The following is an 18,474-nucleotide window of genomic DNA, read 5'->3' as shown; positions in this document are numbered from 1 at the left end:
AGAAGTAATCAGTCTTAGATTATTCTACAGGAACTTCATTTCCTTCTACATCCAACTCAACTACTTCGTAGCCTAGTTTATCAAGTTTTGGTTTCAAAGAAGCTTTGTCACCTACAACTACGATGTACATTTTAGAAGGGTCTAAGTATTTCTTGGCAATCTCGTTGATCTCTTTCGCTTTGATTTTAGAAACGATTTTACTTTGTTTCTTTACATAATCATCAGAAAGATCATAACGTACAATACGGTTCAAGAATGCAGCTTTTTGACCTGGAGTTTCGTACTTCAAGGCATCTTTTTGTCCGATAGAACTCTTCATAAATGTTAGTTCTTCTTCCGTGATTCCACTTTCGTAGAATTTCTGAATTTCAGACATAAACTCAACTACAGCACTATCAGTTGCAACACCTTTAACACCCGCAGAAGCAGTGAAGTCACCCGTATTTTTGTCTCCATCAAATGAAGAACGAGCACCGTAAGTCCAACCTTTATCTTCACGTAGGTTCAAGTTGATACGGCTATTGAAAGCACCACCTAAAGTGTAGTTCATTAAAGTAGCTTTGTAGAATTCTCCATCTACATCATACTTAAGGTTAGTCATATAACCAATTCTGATCTCTGATTGAGGAGCATTCGGCTTGTCAACAATGTACAATGTTGTTTTATCAAGTTTATTCTCAACTGTAAGCGTAGGTACTTTTACATCGTTAGCTTTCCATTCTTTAAGGAAATCAACTTTAGAAAGAAGGTCTTCCTTAGAAATGTCACCCACAACAACAAGTTGAGTAACTTGAGGAGCATAGCTGTTTTTGTAGAATGCATCGATATCAGCAAGTGTTAAAGCTTCAACAGATTCTACAGTACCGCTTGAAGAAATTGCTAAGATGTGGTCTTTACCGTAAAGCAATTGGCTATAAGTTGTATTCGCGATAGGCACAGGTTGTTTTTTGTTTGCCATAATCGCCTCTAGCGTTTGCTTTTTCAAACGAGCTAAATCTTCTTCCGTAAATTTAGGTCTGAACATACGCTCTTCTAAAAGTGCTAACGTTTTATCTAGGTTCTTTTTCAATGTGTTTACACTGATATAAACTCCAGTTTGTCCGCTACCTAAAGAAATTGAGCTACCTAGTTTTTCTAACTCATTTGCAAATTCAGCAGCCGAATAGTTCTCTGTTCCTTCTCTCATCATATCCGCAGTAAGAGAAGCAAGACCTACTTTACCTTTGTCTTCTGCTTGAAGTAAGTGACCGCCTTCAATAAATAAACGAAGCGTTACTGATGGCGTTTCTTTGCTTTCAGTACCAATTACTTTCAGACCGTTAGCAAGTGTTTCTCTCCAAAGTGTAGGGATTTCAATCGTAGGGTTAGGACCTGATTTAGGTTGGATACTTCTATCGAAATCATCTTTTGGAGACTTTCTCTCTGCTACCTTAGCATAATCTGTTGTTGGGAATGGATTAGGTCCAGACTTGTCTACTTCATAGTTATCAGGCTTAGCCGCTTGACCTTCCATACCTTTAGGCAATACACTTTGGATAACAGCATACTGACCTTTAATGTATTTTTTGTACACGCGCATTACATCTTCTTTTGTAAGCGACTCATACTTTTTGATAGATTCAGGGAAGTAGTTAGGGTTACCCAAGAATGTTTGGAAGTGAGCCAAACGAGAAACCTTACCTCTTACAGATTCTAATGTACGAAGTGCACCAGCAGCATTTTTAGCTTTAAACTTCTGAATATCTTCATCACTTACACCTTCTTTCTCGAATTCAACAAGAGCATCTCTCATTTTTTGCTCGAAGTCGCTCAAAGATTTACCTGGGAAAGGCAATACAAACATTGTAAATTCACCAGCTAGCTCAGAGCTAGAGTTGAAAATAGACGCTTGGATAGCTTCTTGTGTAAGTACGAATTTCTTATAGAAATATGAATCTTGTCCTTGTCCAATGATATCTGCTAAACATTCCAATGCAGCCTCATCTTCGTGGAATTCTGGAACTGTAGGGAATGTATAAAGAAGTGCAGGGAAACGGATATTGTTATCTACATAAGATACATAACGATCGTTGTCCAATACAGGAGCATCCAACTTCATGTCTTCAACAGCAGGACCTGCTGGAATTTTACCGAAGTATTTGTTTACCCATTTTAATGTTTCTTTCACATCTAGGTCACCACCAACTGTCAATGTCGCATTGTTAGGTCCGTACCAACGAAGGAAGAATTTCTTTAAATCTTCAACATCTACTCTGTCTAGGTCTTCCAAAATACCAATCGTCAACCAAGAGTATGGGTGTCCGTAAGGATAAAGAGCCTCTGCATTTTTTTCTCTGAATTGACCATAAGGACGGTTATCATAATTTTGTCCTTTTTCATTCTTTACAGTCGCACGTTGTACTTCAAATTTCTCTTGCGTAACTGCATCTAAGAAGTATCCCATACGGTCAGCTTCTAACCATAACATTGTTTCCAACTGATTACTTGGAACAGTCTCGAAGTAGTTTGTACGGTCACGGTTTGTTGTTCCGTTCATTGTACCTCCTGCTTCCGTGATAATTTTGATGTGCTCCTCGTCTGCTACATTTTCAGAACCTTGGAACATCATGTGCTCAAAGAAGTGGGCAAAACCAGACTTGTTCAACTCTTCACGAGCAGAACCAACATGATAAGTTACATCTACATGCACTAAAGGATCTGAAGTATCTTGGTGGAGAATAACAGTAAGTCCGTTGTCTAGTACATACTTTTCATAAGGAATATTCCAGCCGCTCTCATCGGCTTCTACCTTTTCAACCAATTTTTGGGCTGATAGAAAAGTTGGTGTTAAAAAAAGGAATGATAGGCATACCGCCTTTAATAAGTTATTTGACATGTTTAAAGCAAAAAGTTTAAAGTTGGGATAAATATGATATTCCAATTTGGTGAATATCATAAATCTAAGTTATGAAAAATACGTCAGCTGAAAGAAGGTTAGGTCTTAAAATATAATAAATCGGGTATATAGTAGGATGAATTGTTTTGAGGGGAGAATCGGTTGTAAAAAATAACCGATGCCAAAATCTTGACATCGGATCAAATAGCCCATGAAGAAGCTAAAGCTTAAAGCTGTTGTTTCTTTGCAAGCTCGACTACAATTTCTTTTTCATCAAACTCATTCCAAGCCCCCGAAGGTCCATCAATCAAAAGACCGAACCAGTTGAAGCAAGCATCAAAAACGACCCATTCTACTTGAGCATGTTTGTGAAGCTCAATTTTTTGATCTTCAAATCCAGTTTTCTTAATTTCTACTACATGGTCACTTTTTCTGCTGAGATGAGCCATCACTTGGTCTTCACCAATGAATTTGCCATCTACAAAGATCTTGGCATGGGGTGTTTCTGATTTGATCTGAATGTCTTGATCCTCTCCGTTGATCATTGTTGCACAAGATGAAAAAGTAAGTAATAGGATAATTGACATAGCTAGTTTCTGCATAGTATTAGGTTTATAGGTTAATTGTTAGTAAGCCATATATAGGTCTTTGGCTATTTCAAAGGTGCGGAAAAAAGTAGGCTTTTACCTTAATTTTTTGGAAGAAGTAGTACATCTGTCAGAACCTTTCCGATTACGATCTTTATCCAAACAGGTTGCACTGTATTCGTTTTATCATGGCTAAGAAAGTACAGATTATAAAAAAAGACACAAACCTAAAAGTAGGTCTGTGTCTGTGGTTTTGTTGAATAGTGAAATGGAATTATTAGAAAGAGTAGCTTACTCTAGTGTACCAATAAGCTCCATTGAAGCCCATTTGTACAGGGTCCCAATAACCACCATTATCTGTTTCGTAAGGGTCTTGCTTATCAGGATATACATTGAAAATATTGCTTCCACCTACTGTCCAGTTCCATTTGTCGGTCGGATGATAAGTGAAACTAATATCTGTTGTGGCTTTCGGATCGTAGTTCATTACAAATCCTTCTGTCCAACCACCTAGCGTTACTGCACCAAAGTAGTTGACTCTAGCCATCGCATTCCATTTTTCAGTTTTGAAGATGGTAGAGAAGTTACCTTTCCATTGTGGCGCTGAGCCCTCTTGGAAGTATCTTTCTCTTTCTCCAAAGTAGATATCTTCTTTTCCTATCAATTGGTCTGAAGTTTTTACAGCTTGAACTTCCGTTACATTGTGGTTAACAGCTAAAGAGAAGTCTAAGCTATTTTGTTTGATTGGAAGGCTGTAAGTTGTAACCACATCCAATCCGTAAGTTCTTGTATCAATTGCATTGGTGAAGAATGCTGCTTCAGAAACACCCATACTTTGCATGATTTCAGAAATATCCTCATCATCTTCAGAGAAGTAACCTGTCAATACAATTCTATCTTTTATATCAATAAGATAAGCATCTGCTGTAATGGTTAGGTTCGGAAGAGGCTCCCATGTAGTTCCTAAAGAATAGTTTACTGAAGTCTCTTCTTTCAATTCTGGAATTCCTAAGGCTTTTGCCAACTCAGAATCATTTCTAGCTAAAACAACTTCTGAAGCTTCTCCTCCAATAAAATCGGTGTAGGTAGAGTTGAAGTATGCTTGTTGTAAAGATGGTGCTCTGAAGCCAGAACTGATAGCACCTCTAAGTGTCCAGTTGTCTGTAACTGTATATCTTGTAACAAACTTGCCTGTAAGTGTACCGCCGAAATCACTGTAGTTTTCATATCTGGCTGCGGCACCAATCATCCACTTTTTAGTGATATCTAATTCTGTATCGATATATACACCCACGTTACTTCTCCACTCGTTCACTTCATTTTCAGGTCTGTAACCAGGGAAACCTTGTGCTCCAGCAGCTTTTCCGTTGCCATAATCTTTCCAAGAGGCTTCCTCTCCTTGGTAAATCGCATAGTTTTCAGCTCTGTGCATTGCACCTATTGCCAAGTTGAAGCCTTCCAAAATATGGTCGAAGTATTTAGTTACATCTAAATTGGTTACGAACTGCTGATAATGAAATTTACCTGCATAAAAAGAAGTTGGTGAATCCACGCCCATAGATGCATTCAAGGTATTGTCAATGTTGAAATCCATTGAATTGAATCCGTGGGTATGTCCTAAATCAATATTCCAACCTTTTACTTCTGAAGTAATTCCTACGGCTATCGAATGATCCCAAACATTGGATAGAAGGTCTGGAACAAATCCGTTTGGATAGATTTCAATGATGTTTCTATCTTCATCATCGGCTTCTCTACCCCAAGCTCCTGAAATGGCATCTCTATAATTTACTCCACCAAAGGCATATAGGGATGTTTTTTCTGAAAGTGGAAGCTCGGCGTTTACCATTGAAGAAATGTTTAACACATCAGCATCACCAATTCTTCTCATTTCTCCTGCTGGAGCTCTATCGGTCATTCCTCTTTTGTTCACTTCAGCAGTGGCATTTAGATAACCTTCTTTACCTAGTTTCCAACCATAGTTACCACTAACCATCAAGCTTTCACCATCACCATCTTGGTGTAAGCCCATTCCTGTGTTAATGGAACCTGTTTCTGTATCTTTTTTAAGAACAATATTGATCACCCCTGCAATGGCATCGGAGCCATATTGAGCTGCAGCACCATCTCTTAGAACTTCAATTCTTTCAATAGCTGCTACAGGAATTGTATTAAGGTCAGTAGAGACTGCTCCTCTACCTCTTGTACCTAGTAGGTTGACATAAGATGAAGTGTGTCTTCTTTTTCCGTTTACTAAAAGTAAAACTTGGTCAGGCCCTAATCCTCTTAGTGTGGCTGCATCGATGTGGTCGGCACCGTCTGAACCAGCTTGTCTGTTAGAGTTAAAAGAAGGAACTGCAAATTGTAAAAGTTGATTTAGATCTACTTGCCCCACACTGTTTGTAACTTCATCAAGAGCAATGACATCTACAGGAACGGGCGTTTCTGTGAGTGCTCTATTGGCATTTCTACTCCCGATTACAACCACATCATCTAGTTTTAATTCATCAGGTTGTAGTTGAACTTGAAGATTTGTTGTTGGTGCTTGAATAGTAATACTTTGAGGAAGGTATCCAATATAGCTAAAGTTTAGCTCAGAAGGGAAGTTCGGGATACTCAGTTCAAAATTACCAGAGATATCGGTAATTGTACCTGTATTTGTACCATGAATCGTAACGGCTACACCTAACATCGGTTCACCTAGCTCATTAATAACGGTACCTTGTATTTGAGATTCTATTGTGTTAAAGGTATTGGTCGTTTTAGCTTCAGCTGTATTTGCTGCCCAACATCTAACATTTCCACAAAGCATCAGAAGTAAGATCGTACCTCTGAGCACCGTACTGTTAAGTACGTTCAATCTTGAAGTATTCATTAATTAAAAATATAATTGTTTGTTATTTGCTTTTTTCTGACCGAAGTCGCCTTCTAAAGGGCTTAGAAGATTTCGATCGAATTTGGAGAGTTGAATCACTAAGACACAACAAGCCTTATCGTCGTCGTCGGACTTGACGAGTACGTCGGGGACTTGGAGTTGTGTACTCTTTGAGAGTCCCTATTAGCTCGATATGTTTCTTTAGGATTAGCATTCTTTACTTGTTGACACAAAATTAGCTTGAGATTCTGAAGTTCAAAACTTCAAAAATTTAATAATTCTTAAGCGTTGAAACGCCCTTTCTGTGAGTTGAATATTTGATTATAGCTAACTGGCTATTTTGTAGTTTTTTATAGGAAAGAAAGTGAGTCAAGCTTTTTAAATAAAATTCACTCTTTTTCTAAAATCTTATCTTAAGTCAATGAAATTGGTTTTCATTCTGGGCTTCTTGCTTTCACATTTAGACATAAAAATTAAAACAAGAACTAGTTATGATGAAAGCCGTTATTTGTCCTCAATATGGAAATGCCGATGTGCTAGAAATAAAAGAATTGCCTATTCCTGTAGTTAAACCAAATGACATACTTGTGAGAAATCATGCTGCGAGTATGACCAGAGCTGATGCTATGATGCGACAAGGGACACCAAAGTTTGCTAGACTTTTCTTAGGTTTCAAAGGACCTAAAAATCCAGTAATAGGGACAGGTTTTGCAGGAGTGGTAGAAGCCGTAGGAAGTGAGGTTGACGATTTTAATATTGGAGATGAAGTATACGGAGAAACTAGTATCAACTTTAGTGCGAATGCAGAATATGTTTGTGTACATGCTGCAAATGATATTGTTTTGCCTTTGCCAAAGGGAATTGCTTTAGAAGAAGCGGCACCAATCTGTGATGGTGCTCTCACTTCTTACAATTTTTTAGTCAATGTTGGTGAGCTGAAATCAGGACAGCATGTATTGATCAATGGAGCTTCGGGGTCTTTAGGTACTTCAGCGGTGCAGATTGCGAAAAGTCTTGGGGCTACAGTTACAGGAGTCTGTAGTGAAAAGAATCATAATTTGGTGAAATTGCTCGGAGCAGACTATCTGATAGATTACAAAGAAACAGATTTTACGAAAGAGAGCACCAAGTATGATTTGGTCTATGATACCATAGGGGAAAGCTCATTTGCAAAATGTAAAAATGTGTTGAAAGAAGAAGGCAGATTTATCACACCTGTTCTTAGTCTCTCGATATTAAAAGATATGTTGAAGACCTCTTTGTGGGGGAATCAGAAAGTGAAATTTGAGGCAACAGGTTTACAAGAAGCTAAAAAGCTAAAGAAGTATTTGAATGAAATTAATGAGTTGATAGAATCTCACAAGCTGAAAACGATTATCGACAAAACTTATTCCATAGAAGATGTTGTGGAAGCACATCACTATATCGATTCTGGAAGAAAAAAAGGAAATATCATAATGACCTTCTAGGCTTTTTTGAGCAATCTTTTCTTGATTCTACTTAAAGATTCGGGAGTTACTCCCAAATAACTGGCAATCTGATATTGAGGAACTCGGTTTATCAGTGACGGATTGGTAGCCATCAAATTCTCGAATCTTTCTTCATGGCTAGAAGTCATAAATGTCGCAAAACGATCTTGAAGTTCGCCTGTGTTCTTCTCCACTTCTAGTAGGATAAATTCTTTCAATCTAGGAATCAATTCACACATTTCATTAATCAAGGAATCTGAACCAACTGTCAATATACAGTCTTCGGCACATTCCCAATAATGTTTAGAAGGTGTTTGATTGGTTGCACTGCTGAAAGAATTGACAGGCTGCCCTTCCGTGTAAAAAGCAGTAGTTTTATCAACGCCATCTATGTAGTAATATTCTCTGACTAAGCCTTGAATGACAGCATAGCAATTTTTTGCAATTTCTCCCTCAGAAAGCAAAATCGTACCTTTTTTAAAAGATTGCAGATTTGTTTTTTCAATAATCAAATCAGCCTCTTCTTTGGTGAGATACTCGAAATTGTAAACGAATTCTTTTAATGCCTCTTTCATTTTAGAATTTAGTTTAATAGGAGAAATTGCAAACTTTGTTTTTGCTAAAATAGCGCTGTTGTCACATTAAAATAACAATATCCACGAACTACAAATTAGTGAATACTTCCCTTTTTTGTTTTAGCGTCTTGGTTTAAACTGATAAAATCTTCTTCACTTTTGTAAGTCACTTTATCGCCTTCTTTGTTGATGTGTTGATGATCTATAACCTTAAAACTATCCGACAGCCCATTCATCACAAGACTAGGGGTTGAGTTCGCCAAAGATTGTAGACGCTTACTTTCACTTTTATCAACCACAGCAAAAACCAAAGTAATTCTACCGTCTATTGCAATCGGCACCGAATTGTGAAACCATCGTTGGTCGCTACTCACAACAATTGGAGTTTTGGGAGCATAAAAAGAATCTCCATCGTTTACAAAAACCCATAGATCGTGATCTTTCAATTGAGAAAGTGAAGTCTCAAAACGTCCTTCTAGCTTGTAATTTGAAAATTGTTTGGAAGGAGGAATTAATTCATCTACCACAAAATTAGCCGCTATGGTGTCAAGTTCATTGTAGAACCTTTCTTCCAAACTTTGGAGCTGTTTTGAGTTCTGATGAGAGGTTACACTAGAAAGAATGGATGAAATCAAAGTAATTAAGACGCCAAAAGCGACAGCCCATTCTTTAATGGCATCATATTTCGATTTGAGCATCTCATTCTTTACCTCAGCAGCAGTTGGCTGATCTTGTTCTTTAACTGATTCTGACATTTGAAAAAATAGTTATGTTTTTGGTGTACTGTAAAATCAATTAAAGTTAAACAGCTTCTGTTAAAGAAACTAATGAAAAAAGGGAGTAAAAGCTGAATTTGCTTTTACTCCCTTCCTAAATTATGTCATTTAATATTTCCTTAAATATTATGGTGTTTATGTTTAGTGTGTGGTTTGTGATGATGATTACCTATGTGGTACATCAGCCCCACAGAAAATACATTTTGTGGTAGATCAGAAAAAAGGTGTCCGTATTCTACAAAAGGTTCAAAGTGACCTAATTCGTAATGAATACCTGCACCAAGGTTCATTCCGAAAGAGTTGATTTCATGGTGTGAATCATGATTTTGAGCAGTGTATGAATGTGTTTCTGCTCCTGTTAGTTCATGAATATCTTCAAGCTCATGACTGTAGTTGAGACCAACTAAAGGATAAATACCAAGATGCTTAAGAAGGTGAATATTATACTCAGCATTAAGGTTGATTTCCCATAAACGCTTTTGTTCAAGTTCATGATGTGCGATTTCATCATGCTGATGGAAAGTCGTGTATTCTGCTACTAAACCGATGTGTTTGTCAAGGTGAACCATACCTCTTAGGTTAAATCCTGCTTCTTCTATATCGTCACCATAAACGGCTGAGGTTCCTATGCTAAATGTTTGGGCTTGAGATAGGTTAACAACGACGAATAATGCTACTAAAGTGCTTAGTAAGTTTTTCATGATAAAAAGCGAAATCTGTTTTGAATGTAGCAAAAGTAGATTGTGGTTTGATCTAAAGTATTGATAAGCATCATTTATACTTTATGATACTAACTAAAGTAAATAACTACTTTTGTTATTTTTTAACAATATTCTGCTTTTTGAAAAGGGGCATTTTTAAGCTTTGTCCTGATGAATTTGAAATGAGTCCAGTACCGTAGAATAAATAGGTGGACATAAGAATAAAGGTTTGTTTTCCATTCATATAAATTCATACATAGTGGAGATTGTATTCCTTACTCAAATGGTAGTCTTCATTTCTTTGCTTGATCAAAGAAACGAAGACTGCGTCCGCCCAGAAAATCAAGCCACATAAAAAACGGTCAACCCACAGACAATCGCTTCACCGCTTTTGTGGCAAACTCTTCGCCAATGCGTATAGGAAGGTTGTTTGTCCCATCTTACAGAGCTTGGGCTAGATTGAAGCGTGGGAGGTCGAGTTGGACTTGACTTTCTTTCTCCTAATTGCAGCCACGGTGAAAGATCAACCTGAATAGAAGTCGAAAGTATCCGAATAGATATATCCACCTATTTTAGTCTTAAGGAACGAGTTTATTTTGTTTTTAATTGCTTGACCATATTATCAACTTCTTGCTCCGTAAAATTACCTGAAATGAGGGTTTTGTCTCCAGTAATTGGCATCATGATTTTAGGCATTGAGACAATGTGTTTGTCAATAACAATGGCAATGGGCTTATTTATATTCTCTTTTGTGAGCTGATATATTTTTTCTTGACCTTGTTTATTGAATACAATCTGAATAGCCCACATTCCTAATCCATCTTTCTTCTTTGATACTCTTTTGTAATCTGTGTGGGTGATAGAAGGTTCTTTTTCGAACGTATCCTCATTTATTACATTGTCTGCTTCATAGTTAAGGGTGGCATAAAATCCATTGGGTCTGTCTAATGTTTTTAAATCGGATAGCTCTTGTGCGGAAGCATTTAGCGTAAGAGACATTGAAATCAGAACGAAAAGTGATCTAAGGTTATATAAATTCATAGGTTAGTAAGTTTATTTTCAAATATGATTTTATGTGAGTTAGTACTATTTCTGCTCAACAAAAAACTTATTGATATCATTTAACGATATATCAGTTTTTATAGGTCTAGCCACTGTTTGAACTTTCCGATTTTGTCTTTTGAAATAATGATTTGTTCTTCTGTTTTGGGATTCAAATGTAAAATCCACTTCCCATTGAAGTATGGTTCAAGTTGTTTTACTGCATTTACATTGGTAATACATTGTCGGTTTACACGATAAAAATCCTCTGGATCAAGTTGTGTACTTAGTTTATCTAAACTAAAGTCAAGTTGATGACGCCGATGGTCAAAAGTGTAGGCATATACAGCTTTATTTTCAGAAAGGAAGTAGGCAATTTGATTGGAAGGTAAGACTTCAATGTGCTTGATATTTTGAACTAAGAATCGCTTTCGATACGATTTCTTCTGCCCAATATAATCTTGCATTACAGTTTGAATGATGTCTTCAGTAGGTGAGGTTTGTACTAGCTGAGCCTCGAATTTCTCAATAGTGCTGATAAGAGCTTCCTCTCGAAGAGGTTTAAGCATGTAATTGAGGCTATTGACTTCAAAAGCTTGCAAAGCATATTCATCATAAGCAGTAACAAAAACAACAGGAGCATCTATTTCGCATTGGTCAAAAATCTCGAAACTTAAGCCATCTGTTAACTGAATATCCATGAAATAGAGTGCAATAGGCTGTTCGTTGCTCTTGATAAATTCTACAGATTCTTCTACAGATTGTAGAGTCTCTATAACTTTCCAATTAGGTCTGTGCTTTTGAAGTAAATCTGTCAAATATCTTTGAGCCGGTATTTCATCTTCTATAATTATGACATTCATAGACTTCTAAATTAATGGAACTGTAACTTGAAAATGTGTTTTATCCTGCTGAATGTTCACTTCGCTTTCTGCTTTAAGTAAAGCATAGCGTTGTTTTACGGCTCCTAAACCTACGCCATGCGTGGTCGGGTTGAGTTTAGGTTGAAGATTATTATTTATACGCAATGCTGTTCCTTCAGCTATAATTTCAATTTTTAGAGGTTTACGCACTGTTGCTTGGTTGTGTTTCAAGCAATTTTCAACCAGTGTTTGCAATGTTAGAGGTGGTATTTCCCTTTCAAGTGTCTCTTCTGAAAATTTCGTTTTGATAACTAATCCATCGCCCAATCGTACTTGATGCAATTCGATATAACTTTTTACAGCTTCCCATTCTTCTTTTAATGTCACGGTCTGTTTGTCTTTGCTCTGCAACACATATCGATAGACATCCGCAAGGTCGAGTGCAAAGTTCTTGGCTTTCTGAGGATCGTGTTCTATTTCAGAAACTAGAACATTTAAACTATTGAAAAGGAAGTGCGGATTGAGCTGAGCCTGTAAAGCTTTGTACTCAAATTGTAGTTTTTGTTGTTTGAGCTGTTCTGCTCTCAAATCGGCTGCTTGCCAATTTTGAAGAAAATTCTGAACGAGTAGCGAAGAGGTTTGTAATAATAAAATGATAGAACTCAAAATACTTATGGTGATACTCGCTTTGTTTGGAAACCACTTGAGTTCACCTTGAAATAATCCTGAAAGAATAGAAACGATGTAGAAGAAAAGAATAGCCATTATAAAAATGATGACCAATTCAATCCAAAAACGAAGTTTCTGATTTTTTTTCCATGGAAGCACCTTATCGAGCTGCTTGTCAATCTTGAAAGCAAGGTAAACAGAGCTGTTAAACCAAGCGACATACAAGACACTGATATATGAAGTGAATATGTCAAGAGGAGAGAAGTTCGGGATCATTCCCCAAGCAATAAAGTAGAGAGAGGCACAGGAAATAACAAAGCTAAATCCCCATCGGATAGTGGGTTTGAGAAGGTATACCTTTTCGCTCATAGGTGTTGTTTTTTACAAAGTAGAAAAAAAGTGACTCCATCAATTGATGGAGTCAGGTAGATGATCATGAGAATGGATTTTACATCCAATTATATATGTGCAGAATAAAATTCTAGTTGTGATATAATACACCTACCGCTCTTAGGTAGTGTGTATATTGTACCTTCATATTTAATTTTGACTGAATATAATCGACCATGGCTTGTTCGAAGTAGATTTGGGCATCGAGCACTTCAAGAATGGCAATCATTCCTTCTTCATATCGGTCCATCATGATAGCGGCATTCTCTTTAGCTTTTTCTACTGCTTTTTGTGCAAGTTGAGCTTCTTGCAAGCTATTTTGCCAAGCCACAAAAGATTGTTCGTGTTCGAGGTTGAGCATCTCTTGTGTTCGTTCCAATTGAAGTTGGCTATTTTCCACCTTCATTTTTACCATAGCTTTTTCATTCTTCTTTTTAGAACCTGCATAAAGTGGAATAGCCATAGTTAAACCCGCTTGCATGTTTGGTACAGCTCCAGGCTGAAAATCATAACCAGGAGAGGAGTACATCCCGACAGCCGTAGCATTCAGTTGGGGTAGGTATTTTCCTTTAACCATTTTGAAGTCGCTTTCACTTTCTTGTACTTCTTTTTCAGCAATCTTCAACTCAGCTCTTACTTGAGGTTCTAGGTGCATGAGCAGGCTTGGACTGAGAAATGAAATCGAATCACTGATTGTTATTTCTTCTTTAAATTCATGCCCTAATAAACGATTGAATGACATTTTCGTCACTGCAAGATTGTTCTCAGCTTGCACGACTGCTAGCTCAGCCTTGTTCATTCTGACCTCAGACATTAGCAAATCATTTCTGCTATTTGCACCAGACTCTACCATATCTTCAACCACACTGGTCAGATGTCTCATGGCATCACGATATTCCTCCATAGCAGCTAATACTTCTTGTTGAGCTACGGTTTGCCAGTATTGAATATCAGTAAGTAAGACAACCTCCGTTTTGGTCAGTTGGAGTTGGTCTTGAGCTTTATCTTTCTGAATATCGGCTTTCTTTTTTCGCTCTTGAAGCAACCCTCCATTGTAGATTGATTGATTCAGTCGGGCGTATGTGCCGTATTGATGATTTGCAGCCCCTTGTATAGTCATACCACCTAATTCACCTCCTAAAATATCTGGGAGCGTGAGTTGCGTAGGATTTTGGACATAGGTATAATTCCCGTCCAGTGATATTTGTGGAAGCATGTCCGAAATTGTAGCTCGATAATTGGCTTCGGCGGCACTCACTTGGTTTTCGGCCATTTGAACACTTTGTTCGTGTGCCAAGGCTTCCTCTCTATATTTTGATAAATATGGATCAATTTCTTCTTGAGCGTATGAATAGATAGGTGTTAGCCCCCATAGCATACAGAGCCCGACAACCTTCCACGGCTTTCTATTTTTTGACATAAGTTTGTTCTTCTATGCGCTAATGATGAATGATATAAGAGAAAGAGGGGCACCCTAACTATGCCCCAACTTTCAATTGGGTTACATACTGTCTTCCTTGACATTATAGAAAATGGCATAGAAGACAGGTACTGCCAAAAGGGTAAGGAATGTCGCGAAGCCAAGTCCGAAGATGATGGAAACTGACATAGAACCGAATACACTATCAGGAATTAGAGGAACCATACCAAACATGGTGGTAATAGCGGCCATCAGTACAGGACGCATACGTGAAACGGTAGCCTGCATAATGGCATTGTAATGATTTTGCCCTTCGGCTCTTTGAACATTAGCTTCATCCAAAAGAACAATCACATTTTTAATGATCATTCCGAGTAGACCAATCCAACCAATGAAACTCATAAAGTCGAATGGCTTATTGAGTAAAATCAGTCCGAATACTAAGCCGATCAAAGACATTGGGAGCATCACAATAACAATCAGTGGTTGTTTGTAATCTCCGAATAAGGCAATCAGAATTCCGATGATAAGTAGAATTGCTAAAGGAAAATAAGTCAGAATGGCTTCTACAGCTTCTTGTTGACTTTTCTTCTCTGCATCCCACATAAATGAATAGCCATCGGGTAAATCCATTCCTTCTATCTTTTCAGTGATATCTTTTTGAACCATCCCAGTAGTTACTCCCAAAACAGGGTCACACATGGCTGAAATAGCCTTTCTTCGGTTATAAGTTTTGACCACAGGATATTCAAATTCGAGCTGAAGATCTTTGGTGACTTGTTCTAAAGGCACACTTTTCGTTCCTGCCATCACCGTAAGGTTATTGACCTGTTGCATATCACTAATTCCCGATTCTTCGGTTTTAATGATAATTGGCATCTGCTTGTCTTTTTCTCTGTAGACCCCAACCGTAATTCCATCTCCCATGGTCTGGAATGCATTCGCAAGATGTGCTCTAGTGACATTGGCATGAGCGGCTTTTTCTGGAGCATATTCTACAGACCATTTCGCAGACATATTATTCCAATCACTATGAATATGTCTGGCATACGGACTTACCCTCATAATCTCCATCGCTTCATTTGCCAAGCTATCTAAAACAACGGGGTCTGGACCCATAAATCTGGCTTGTACCTTTGACTCTTTCGGAGACATCACCGAGAAATATTCTGGACGGACATAGACATCTGGCCAAAGAGTTTCTTTCTCCGCTTCCATCATTTCCAAAAGCTTTTCGGTAGCTTCAAAATCCTCACATTCTACGATTAGGTGGAAGTAGTTGGATTGAGGGCCAAATGAGCTTGAAGCCAAGAAATATCTTGGTGGAGTTTGTCCGATTGTAGTAGTGACTTCTTTTACCCCTTCCCGAGTGATTAGCCAATTGAACATGGCATCTGCTTGCTCTTCAGTATACCCAAAGCGAGCGCCTTCAGGTAAGAAGGCATTCACTTTAATCATGGGTTTGTCAAGATCAGGCATGAAAATCACACTCAAGAATCTGAAACTAAAGATGGTGGTGATAAATAATCCTATAAGTATCGATAAGGCAATGTATTTTTTGGCAATACACCAATTCAATACTTTTCTGAAAATGTCATAGAACTTCCCTTGGTACGGATCGTCTTGCTCGCCATTTTCCTCTTCATCTTTGATGAAATCATCACAAACAAGAGGCGTTTGGGTCATGGCAAAAATCCAACTTAGTGTCAGTGAAATTGCCAATACGGAGAACAAAGAAGAAAGGTATTCTCCTGTGTTATCTGGAGAAAGACGAATTGGTAAAAAGGTAAGAATCGCAATAATCGTTGCTCCAAGTAGTGGCCAAGCCGAACCCTTTACCGCCATCATGATAGCCTCTCCTTTACGGATTCCTCTTTTCATAGCCATAAGAGTGGCCTCAACCACTACAATGGAGTTATCTACAAGCATACCCATCGCGATGATCAATGCAGCCAAGGAAACACGTTCCATATTCAGCCCAGTGACCCACATCACGATTAATGTTCCGAGAATAGAGAAAATCAGCCCAGAACCAACCAGAATACCATTTTTCAATCCGATAAAGAAAAGTAGAATTAAAACTACTGTTCCTACCGAAGCGACAAGGTTAATGACAAATCCGTCATTCGCTTCTTGGGAAGCCGCACCTTGGTCATATATATTTTTAAGCAGTAGCCCCGAAGGCATGTCTTCTTCCAATTCTTGAAGACGAGAAGCTACAGCTGATGCCATATCTACTACATTTGCACCGTCAACCGTAGAGATAGCAATACCGATGGCAGGGAGACCTTGAATCTTCATTTTTGAAGTAAAAGGCTCCACATAAGATTGTTTTAAAGTAGCAATGTCTTTCAGTGGAATTTGGCTACCATCTTCAGCTGTAATCAAGAAGTTTTTGATGGCTTCTAATTCATCAAAATCTCCTGTGGTTTGAATTCGGATACGTTGTGTTGGTGTATTCAAAAAACCAGAGTTGACCAATTGGTTTTGCTGATTCAGTGCAGTAACTAAAGCATCCATAGAAATACCTAATTCACTCATGGTCGTCAGAGACAATTGAATATCTATGCTTTCTTGCGCTTTTCCGAAGAGATTTACTTTGGCTACGTTAGGAACTTTAAGAATTTCCTTTTTCAGTTCATCAGCATAGTCGTTCAGTTCTTTATAGCTAAATCCGTCTCCGTAGATGCCGTAGAAAACACCAAGTACATCTGCAAAATCATCATTGACAATTGAAGGCCCTGCACCCGAAGGAAGTTGTGTTTGTGCATCACCTACTTTTCGTCGAAGTTTATCCCAAACTTGCTGTAAATCGGCTTGTTTTGTTGTTTTTTTGAGGTAAACATCAATACGAGACACTCCTGGTCTGTTGATTGTTTCCACATAATCCAATTCGCCCAAAGACTGAATAGCTTCTTCTAGCTTGTCTGTCACTTGCTCAGAAACTTCCTCAGCAGAGGCTCCCGGGTAAGTAGTCAGTACAACCGCTTGTTTGATGGTAAATGGCGCATCTTCTAGTTTTCCTATTTTTAGATAGGCAAACATTCCTCCCAACAGTACCAATGCAAGGGCAAACCAACTGAAGGGTTTATTTTTTAAAGTAAAATCCGTTAAGCTCATATCTCACCTCCCTTATCTCATTGAAATATGACGTACCTCTTCTTGTACACGGACTTTCTGTCCTTCATGCAAATAGCATCCTCCTGCAGACACAATCCAATCCCATTGTTCAGATTGCAGTTCTACTTCTACCCAATCATCATTGTTCAGCTGATTTACTTTAGCATCAACTTTTTGAAGTTGGTTGTCTTTTGCATTGAATGCCCATACATAAGCACCTCCTAAAGGTAGTCCCATAATGGCCGTTGAAGGGACTTGAATGCTACTTTTTGTATCAGATTGCATTTTGATGTCAACAGCTGCTGACATACTCCCGATCAATTCATTATTTTTGTTCTCAATTTCCAGAATCATTGGGTAAGCATTGTTCAGCGCATTGGCATCACGACCAATTTCTTTGATAATCGCTTCAAATTCTTTATTCGGAAATTCATCGAATCTTACACTTACTTTCTCAATATTCTCTTGCTGCATTGCCAAAGAGGCAGGGATATTACAGCGTACTTTTACAGCACTAAAATCTTGTACAATAAGTACGGATTGTTTGGCATTGATATGCTCTCCTTTTTCTGTCATGACAGATTTCACATAACCGCTAAAAGGTGAATTGAGCTGTGTATCTTTTAGTGCATTTTGAGCTGCTTCAAGGTTGGCTGTTGCATTTAGAAATGTAGCCTTAGCATATTCGTATTGTTGTTGGGAAACATTGTTTTTAGCTTTCAAACGCTCTGTACGTTCCATTTCTGCTTTTGCTTGCTCAAATTGGGCTTCCGCTTTTTGCAGATTAATTTTAAAGTCACGGGTATCAATCACCCCGAGTCTTTCTCCTCTTTTGATCGCTTGTCCTTCTTCCATATTGAACTGCGACAATGGACCACTTACCCTAAAAGAAAGATTTACTTCTTTGTTAGGCTCCGTGATTCCTGAGAATGTACGTACTTTTGTTTGTGTACTACTTTCTGTGCGGATAGCTTTGACCAATTTGTCTTTCGACGTGTTTGCTTGTTGATCATCGGACGAGCAAGCTGCTGTTAAAAGCAAGGCTGCAAACCAGATTCGTTTCATAGATTTTTTAATAGGTGACAGTATTAACACTAGTTTCCGAGGTGAAGC

At 38.1% G+C, this 18,474-nt stretch carries 13 protein-coding genes; 1 reads left to right on the top strand and 12 read right to left on the bottom strand.

Annotation, left to right across the window (positions count from 1 at the left end):
• Nucleotides 1–19: 19 nt before the first annotated feature.
• From BC781_RS02905 to BC781_RS02895, 3 genes are all read right to left on the bottom strand, one after another.
• Nucleotides 20–2,875 (bottom strand): M16 family metallopeptidase, encoded by a 2,856-nt coding sequence (locus BC781_RS02905; RefSeq protein WP_109615747.1) that lies wholly within the window; start codon nt 2,873–2,875, stop codon nt 20–22.
• Between the two features lie 227 nt (nt 2,876–3,102).
• Complete coding sequence (locus BC781_RS02900; protein ID WP_109615746.1) at nt 3,103–3,477, bottom strand: hypothetical protein; 375 nt, start codon at nt 3,475–3,477, stop codon at nt 3,103–3,105.
• Between the two features lie 262 nt (nt 3,478–3,739).
• On the bottom strand, nt 3,740–6,337 hold the full coding sequence (locus BC781_RS02895) for a TonB-dependent receptor (RefSeq protein ID WP_109615745.1): 2,598 nt from the start codon (nt 6,335–6,337) through the stop codon (nt 3,740–3,742).
• 491 nt (nt 6,338–6,828) lie between these two features.
• Between BC781_RS02895 and BC781_RS02890 the strand changes: the two genes are divergently transcribed.
• Nucleotides 6,829–7,806 (top strand): NAD(P)-dependent alcohol dehydrogenase, encoded by a 978-nt coding sequence (locus BC781_RS02890; protein WP_245935566.1) that lies wholly within the window; start codon nt 6,829–6,831, stop codon nt 7,804–7,806.
• Here BC781_RS02890 and BC781_RS02885 read toward each other — a convergent pair.
• From BC781_RS02885 to BC781_RS02845, 9 genes are all read right to left on the bottom strand, one after another.
• Nucleotides 7,803–8,381, bottom strand: a complete 579-nt coding sequence (locus BC781_RS02885; protein ID WP_109615744.1) for a Crp/Fnr family transcriptional regulator — start codon at nt 8,379–8,381, stop codon at nt 7,803–7,805. The genes BC781_RS02890 and BC781_RS02885 overlap by 4 nt on opposite strands.
• A gap of 95 nt (nt 8,382–8,476) precedes the next feature.
• A complete protein-coding gene (locus BC781_RS02880) occupies nt 8,477–9,136 on the bottom strand; it encodes a hypothetical protein (protein WP_109615743.1) in 660 nt (219 codons plus the stop codon).
• 140 nt (nt 9,137–9,276) lie between these two features.
• Complete coding sequence (locus tag BC781_RS02875) at nt 9,277–9,858, bottom strand: outer membrane beta-barrel protein (RefSeq protein WP_109615742.1); 582 nt, start codon at nt 9,856–9,858, stop codon at nt 9,277–9,279.
• A gap of 591 nt (nt 9,859–10,449) precedes the next feature.
• Nucleotides 10,450–10,899, bottom strand: a complete 450-nt coding sequence (locus BC781_RS02870) for a SecDF P1 head subdomain-containing protein (protein WP_146201611.1) — start codon at nt 10,897–10,899, stop codon at nt 10,450–10,452.
• A 98-nt stretch (nt 10,900–10,997) separates the two neighbouring features.
• Nucleotides 10,998–11,762 carry a LytR/AlgR family response regulator transcription factor gene (locus BC781_RS02865; RefSeq protein ID WP_109615740.1) on the bottom strand — a complete coding sequence of 255 codons (765 nt, stop codon included), beginning with the start codon at nt 11,760–11,762 and terminating at the stop codon, nt 10,998–11,000.
• Between the two features lie 6 nt (nt 11,763–11,768).
• Complete coding sequence (locus BC781_RS02860) at nt 11,769–12,800, bottom strand: sensor histidine kinase (protein WP_109615739.1); 1,032 nt, start codon at nt 12,798–12,800, stop codon at nt 11,769–11,771.
• 112 nt (nt 12,801–12,912) lie between these two features.
• A complete protein-coding gene (locus BC781_RS02855; RefSeq protein ID WP_109615738.1) occupies nt 12,913–14,241 on the bottom strand; it encodes a TolC family protein in 1,329 nt (442 codons plus the stop codon).
• 81 nt (nt 14,242–14,322) lie between these two features.
• Nucleotides 14,323–17,361 (bottom strand): efflux RND transporter permease subunit, encoded by a 3,039-nt coding sequence (locus tag BC781_RS02850; RefSeq protein ID WP_109615737.1) that lies wholly within the window; start codon nt 17,359–17,361, stop codon nt 14,323–14,325.
• Nucleotides 17,362–17,373: 12 nt separating this feature from the next.
• Nucleotides 17,374–18,426 (bottom strand): efflux RND transporter periplasmic adaptor subunit, encoded by a 1,053-nt coding sequence (locus BC781_RS02845; protein WP_109615736.1) that lies wholly within the window; start codon nt 18,424–18,426, stop codon nt 17,374–17,376.
• Nucleotides 18,427–18,474 lie beyond the last annotated feature (48 nt).

Source organism: Sediminitomix flava, assembly GCF_003149185.1.
Classification (GTDB): domain Bacteria; phylum Bacteroidota; class Bacteroidia; order Cytophagales; family Flammeovirgaceae; genus Sediminitomix; species Sediminitomix flava.
The sequence above is the reverse complement of the archived record's forward strand: the minus strand, read 5'-3'. Positions and strand labels throughout refer to the sequence as shown.

Coding starts and splice junctions, on each gene's coding strand:
- BC781_RS02850 (WP_109615737.1), bottom strand. CDS start 17,361: ATGAGCTTAACGGATTTTACTTTAAAAAATAAACCCTTCAGTTGGTTT.
- BC781_RS02890 (WP_245935566.1), top strand. CDS start 6,829: ATGATGAAAGCCGTTATTTGTCCTCAATATGGAAATGCCGATGTGCTA.
- BC781_RS02870 (WP_146201611.1), bottom strand. CDS start 10,899: ATGAATTTATATAACCTTAGATCACTTTTCGTTCTGATTTCAATGTCT.
- BC781_RS02895 (WP_109615745.1), bottom strand. CDS start 6,337: ATGAATACTTCAAGATTGAACGTACTTAACAGTACGGTGCTCAGAGGT.
- BC781_RS02880 (WP_109615743.1), bottom strand. CDS start 9,136: ATGTCAGAATCAGTTAAAGAACAAGATCAGCCAACTGCTGCTGAGGTA.
- BC781_RS02845 (WP_109615736.1), bottom strand. CDS start 18,426: ATGAAACGAATCTGGTTTGCAGCCTTGCTTTTAACAGCAGCTTGCTCG.
- BC781_RS02885 (WP_109615744.1), bottom strand. CDS start 8,381: ATGAAAGAGGCATTAAAAGAATTCGTTTACAATTTCGAGTATCTCACC.
- BC781_RS02860 (WP_109615739.1), bottom strand. CDS start 12,800: ATGAGCGAAAAGGTATACCTTCTCAAACCCACTATCCGATGGGGATTT.
- BC781_RS02865 (WP_109615740.1), bottom strand. CDS start 11,762: ATGAATGTCATAATTATAGAAGATGAAATACCGGCTCAAAGATATTTG.
- BC781_RS02900 (WP_109615746.1), bottom strand. CDS start 3,477: ATGCAGAAACTAGCTATGTCAATTATCCTATTACTTACTTTTTCATCT.
- BC781_RS02905 (WP_109615747.1), bottom strand. CDS start 2,875: ATGTCAAATAACTTATTAAAGGCGGTATGCCTATCATTCCTTTTTTTA.
- BC781_RS02875 (WP_109615742.1), bottom strand. CDS start 9,858: ATGAAAAACTTACTAAGCACTTTAGTAGCATTATTCGTCGTTGTTAAC.
- BC781_RS02855 (WP_109615738.1), bottom strand. CDS start 14,241: ATGTCAAAAAATAGAAAGCCGTGGAAGGTTGTCGGGCTCTGTATGCTA.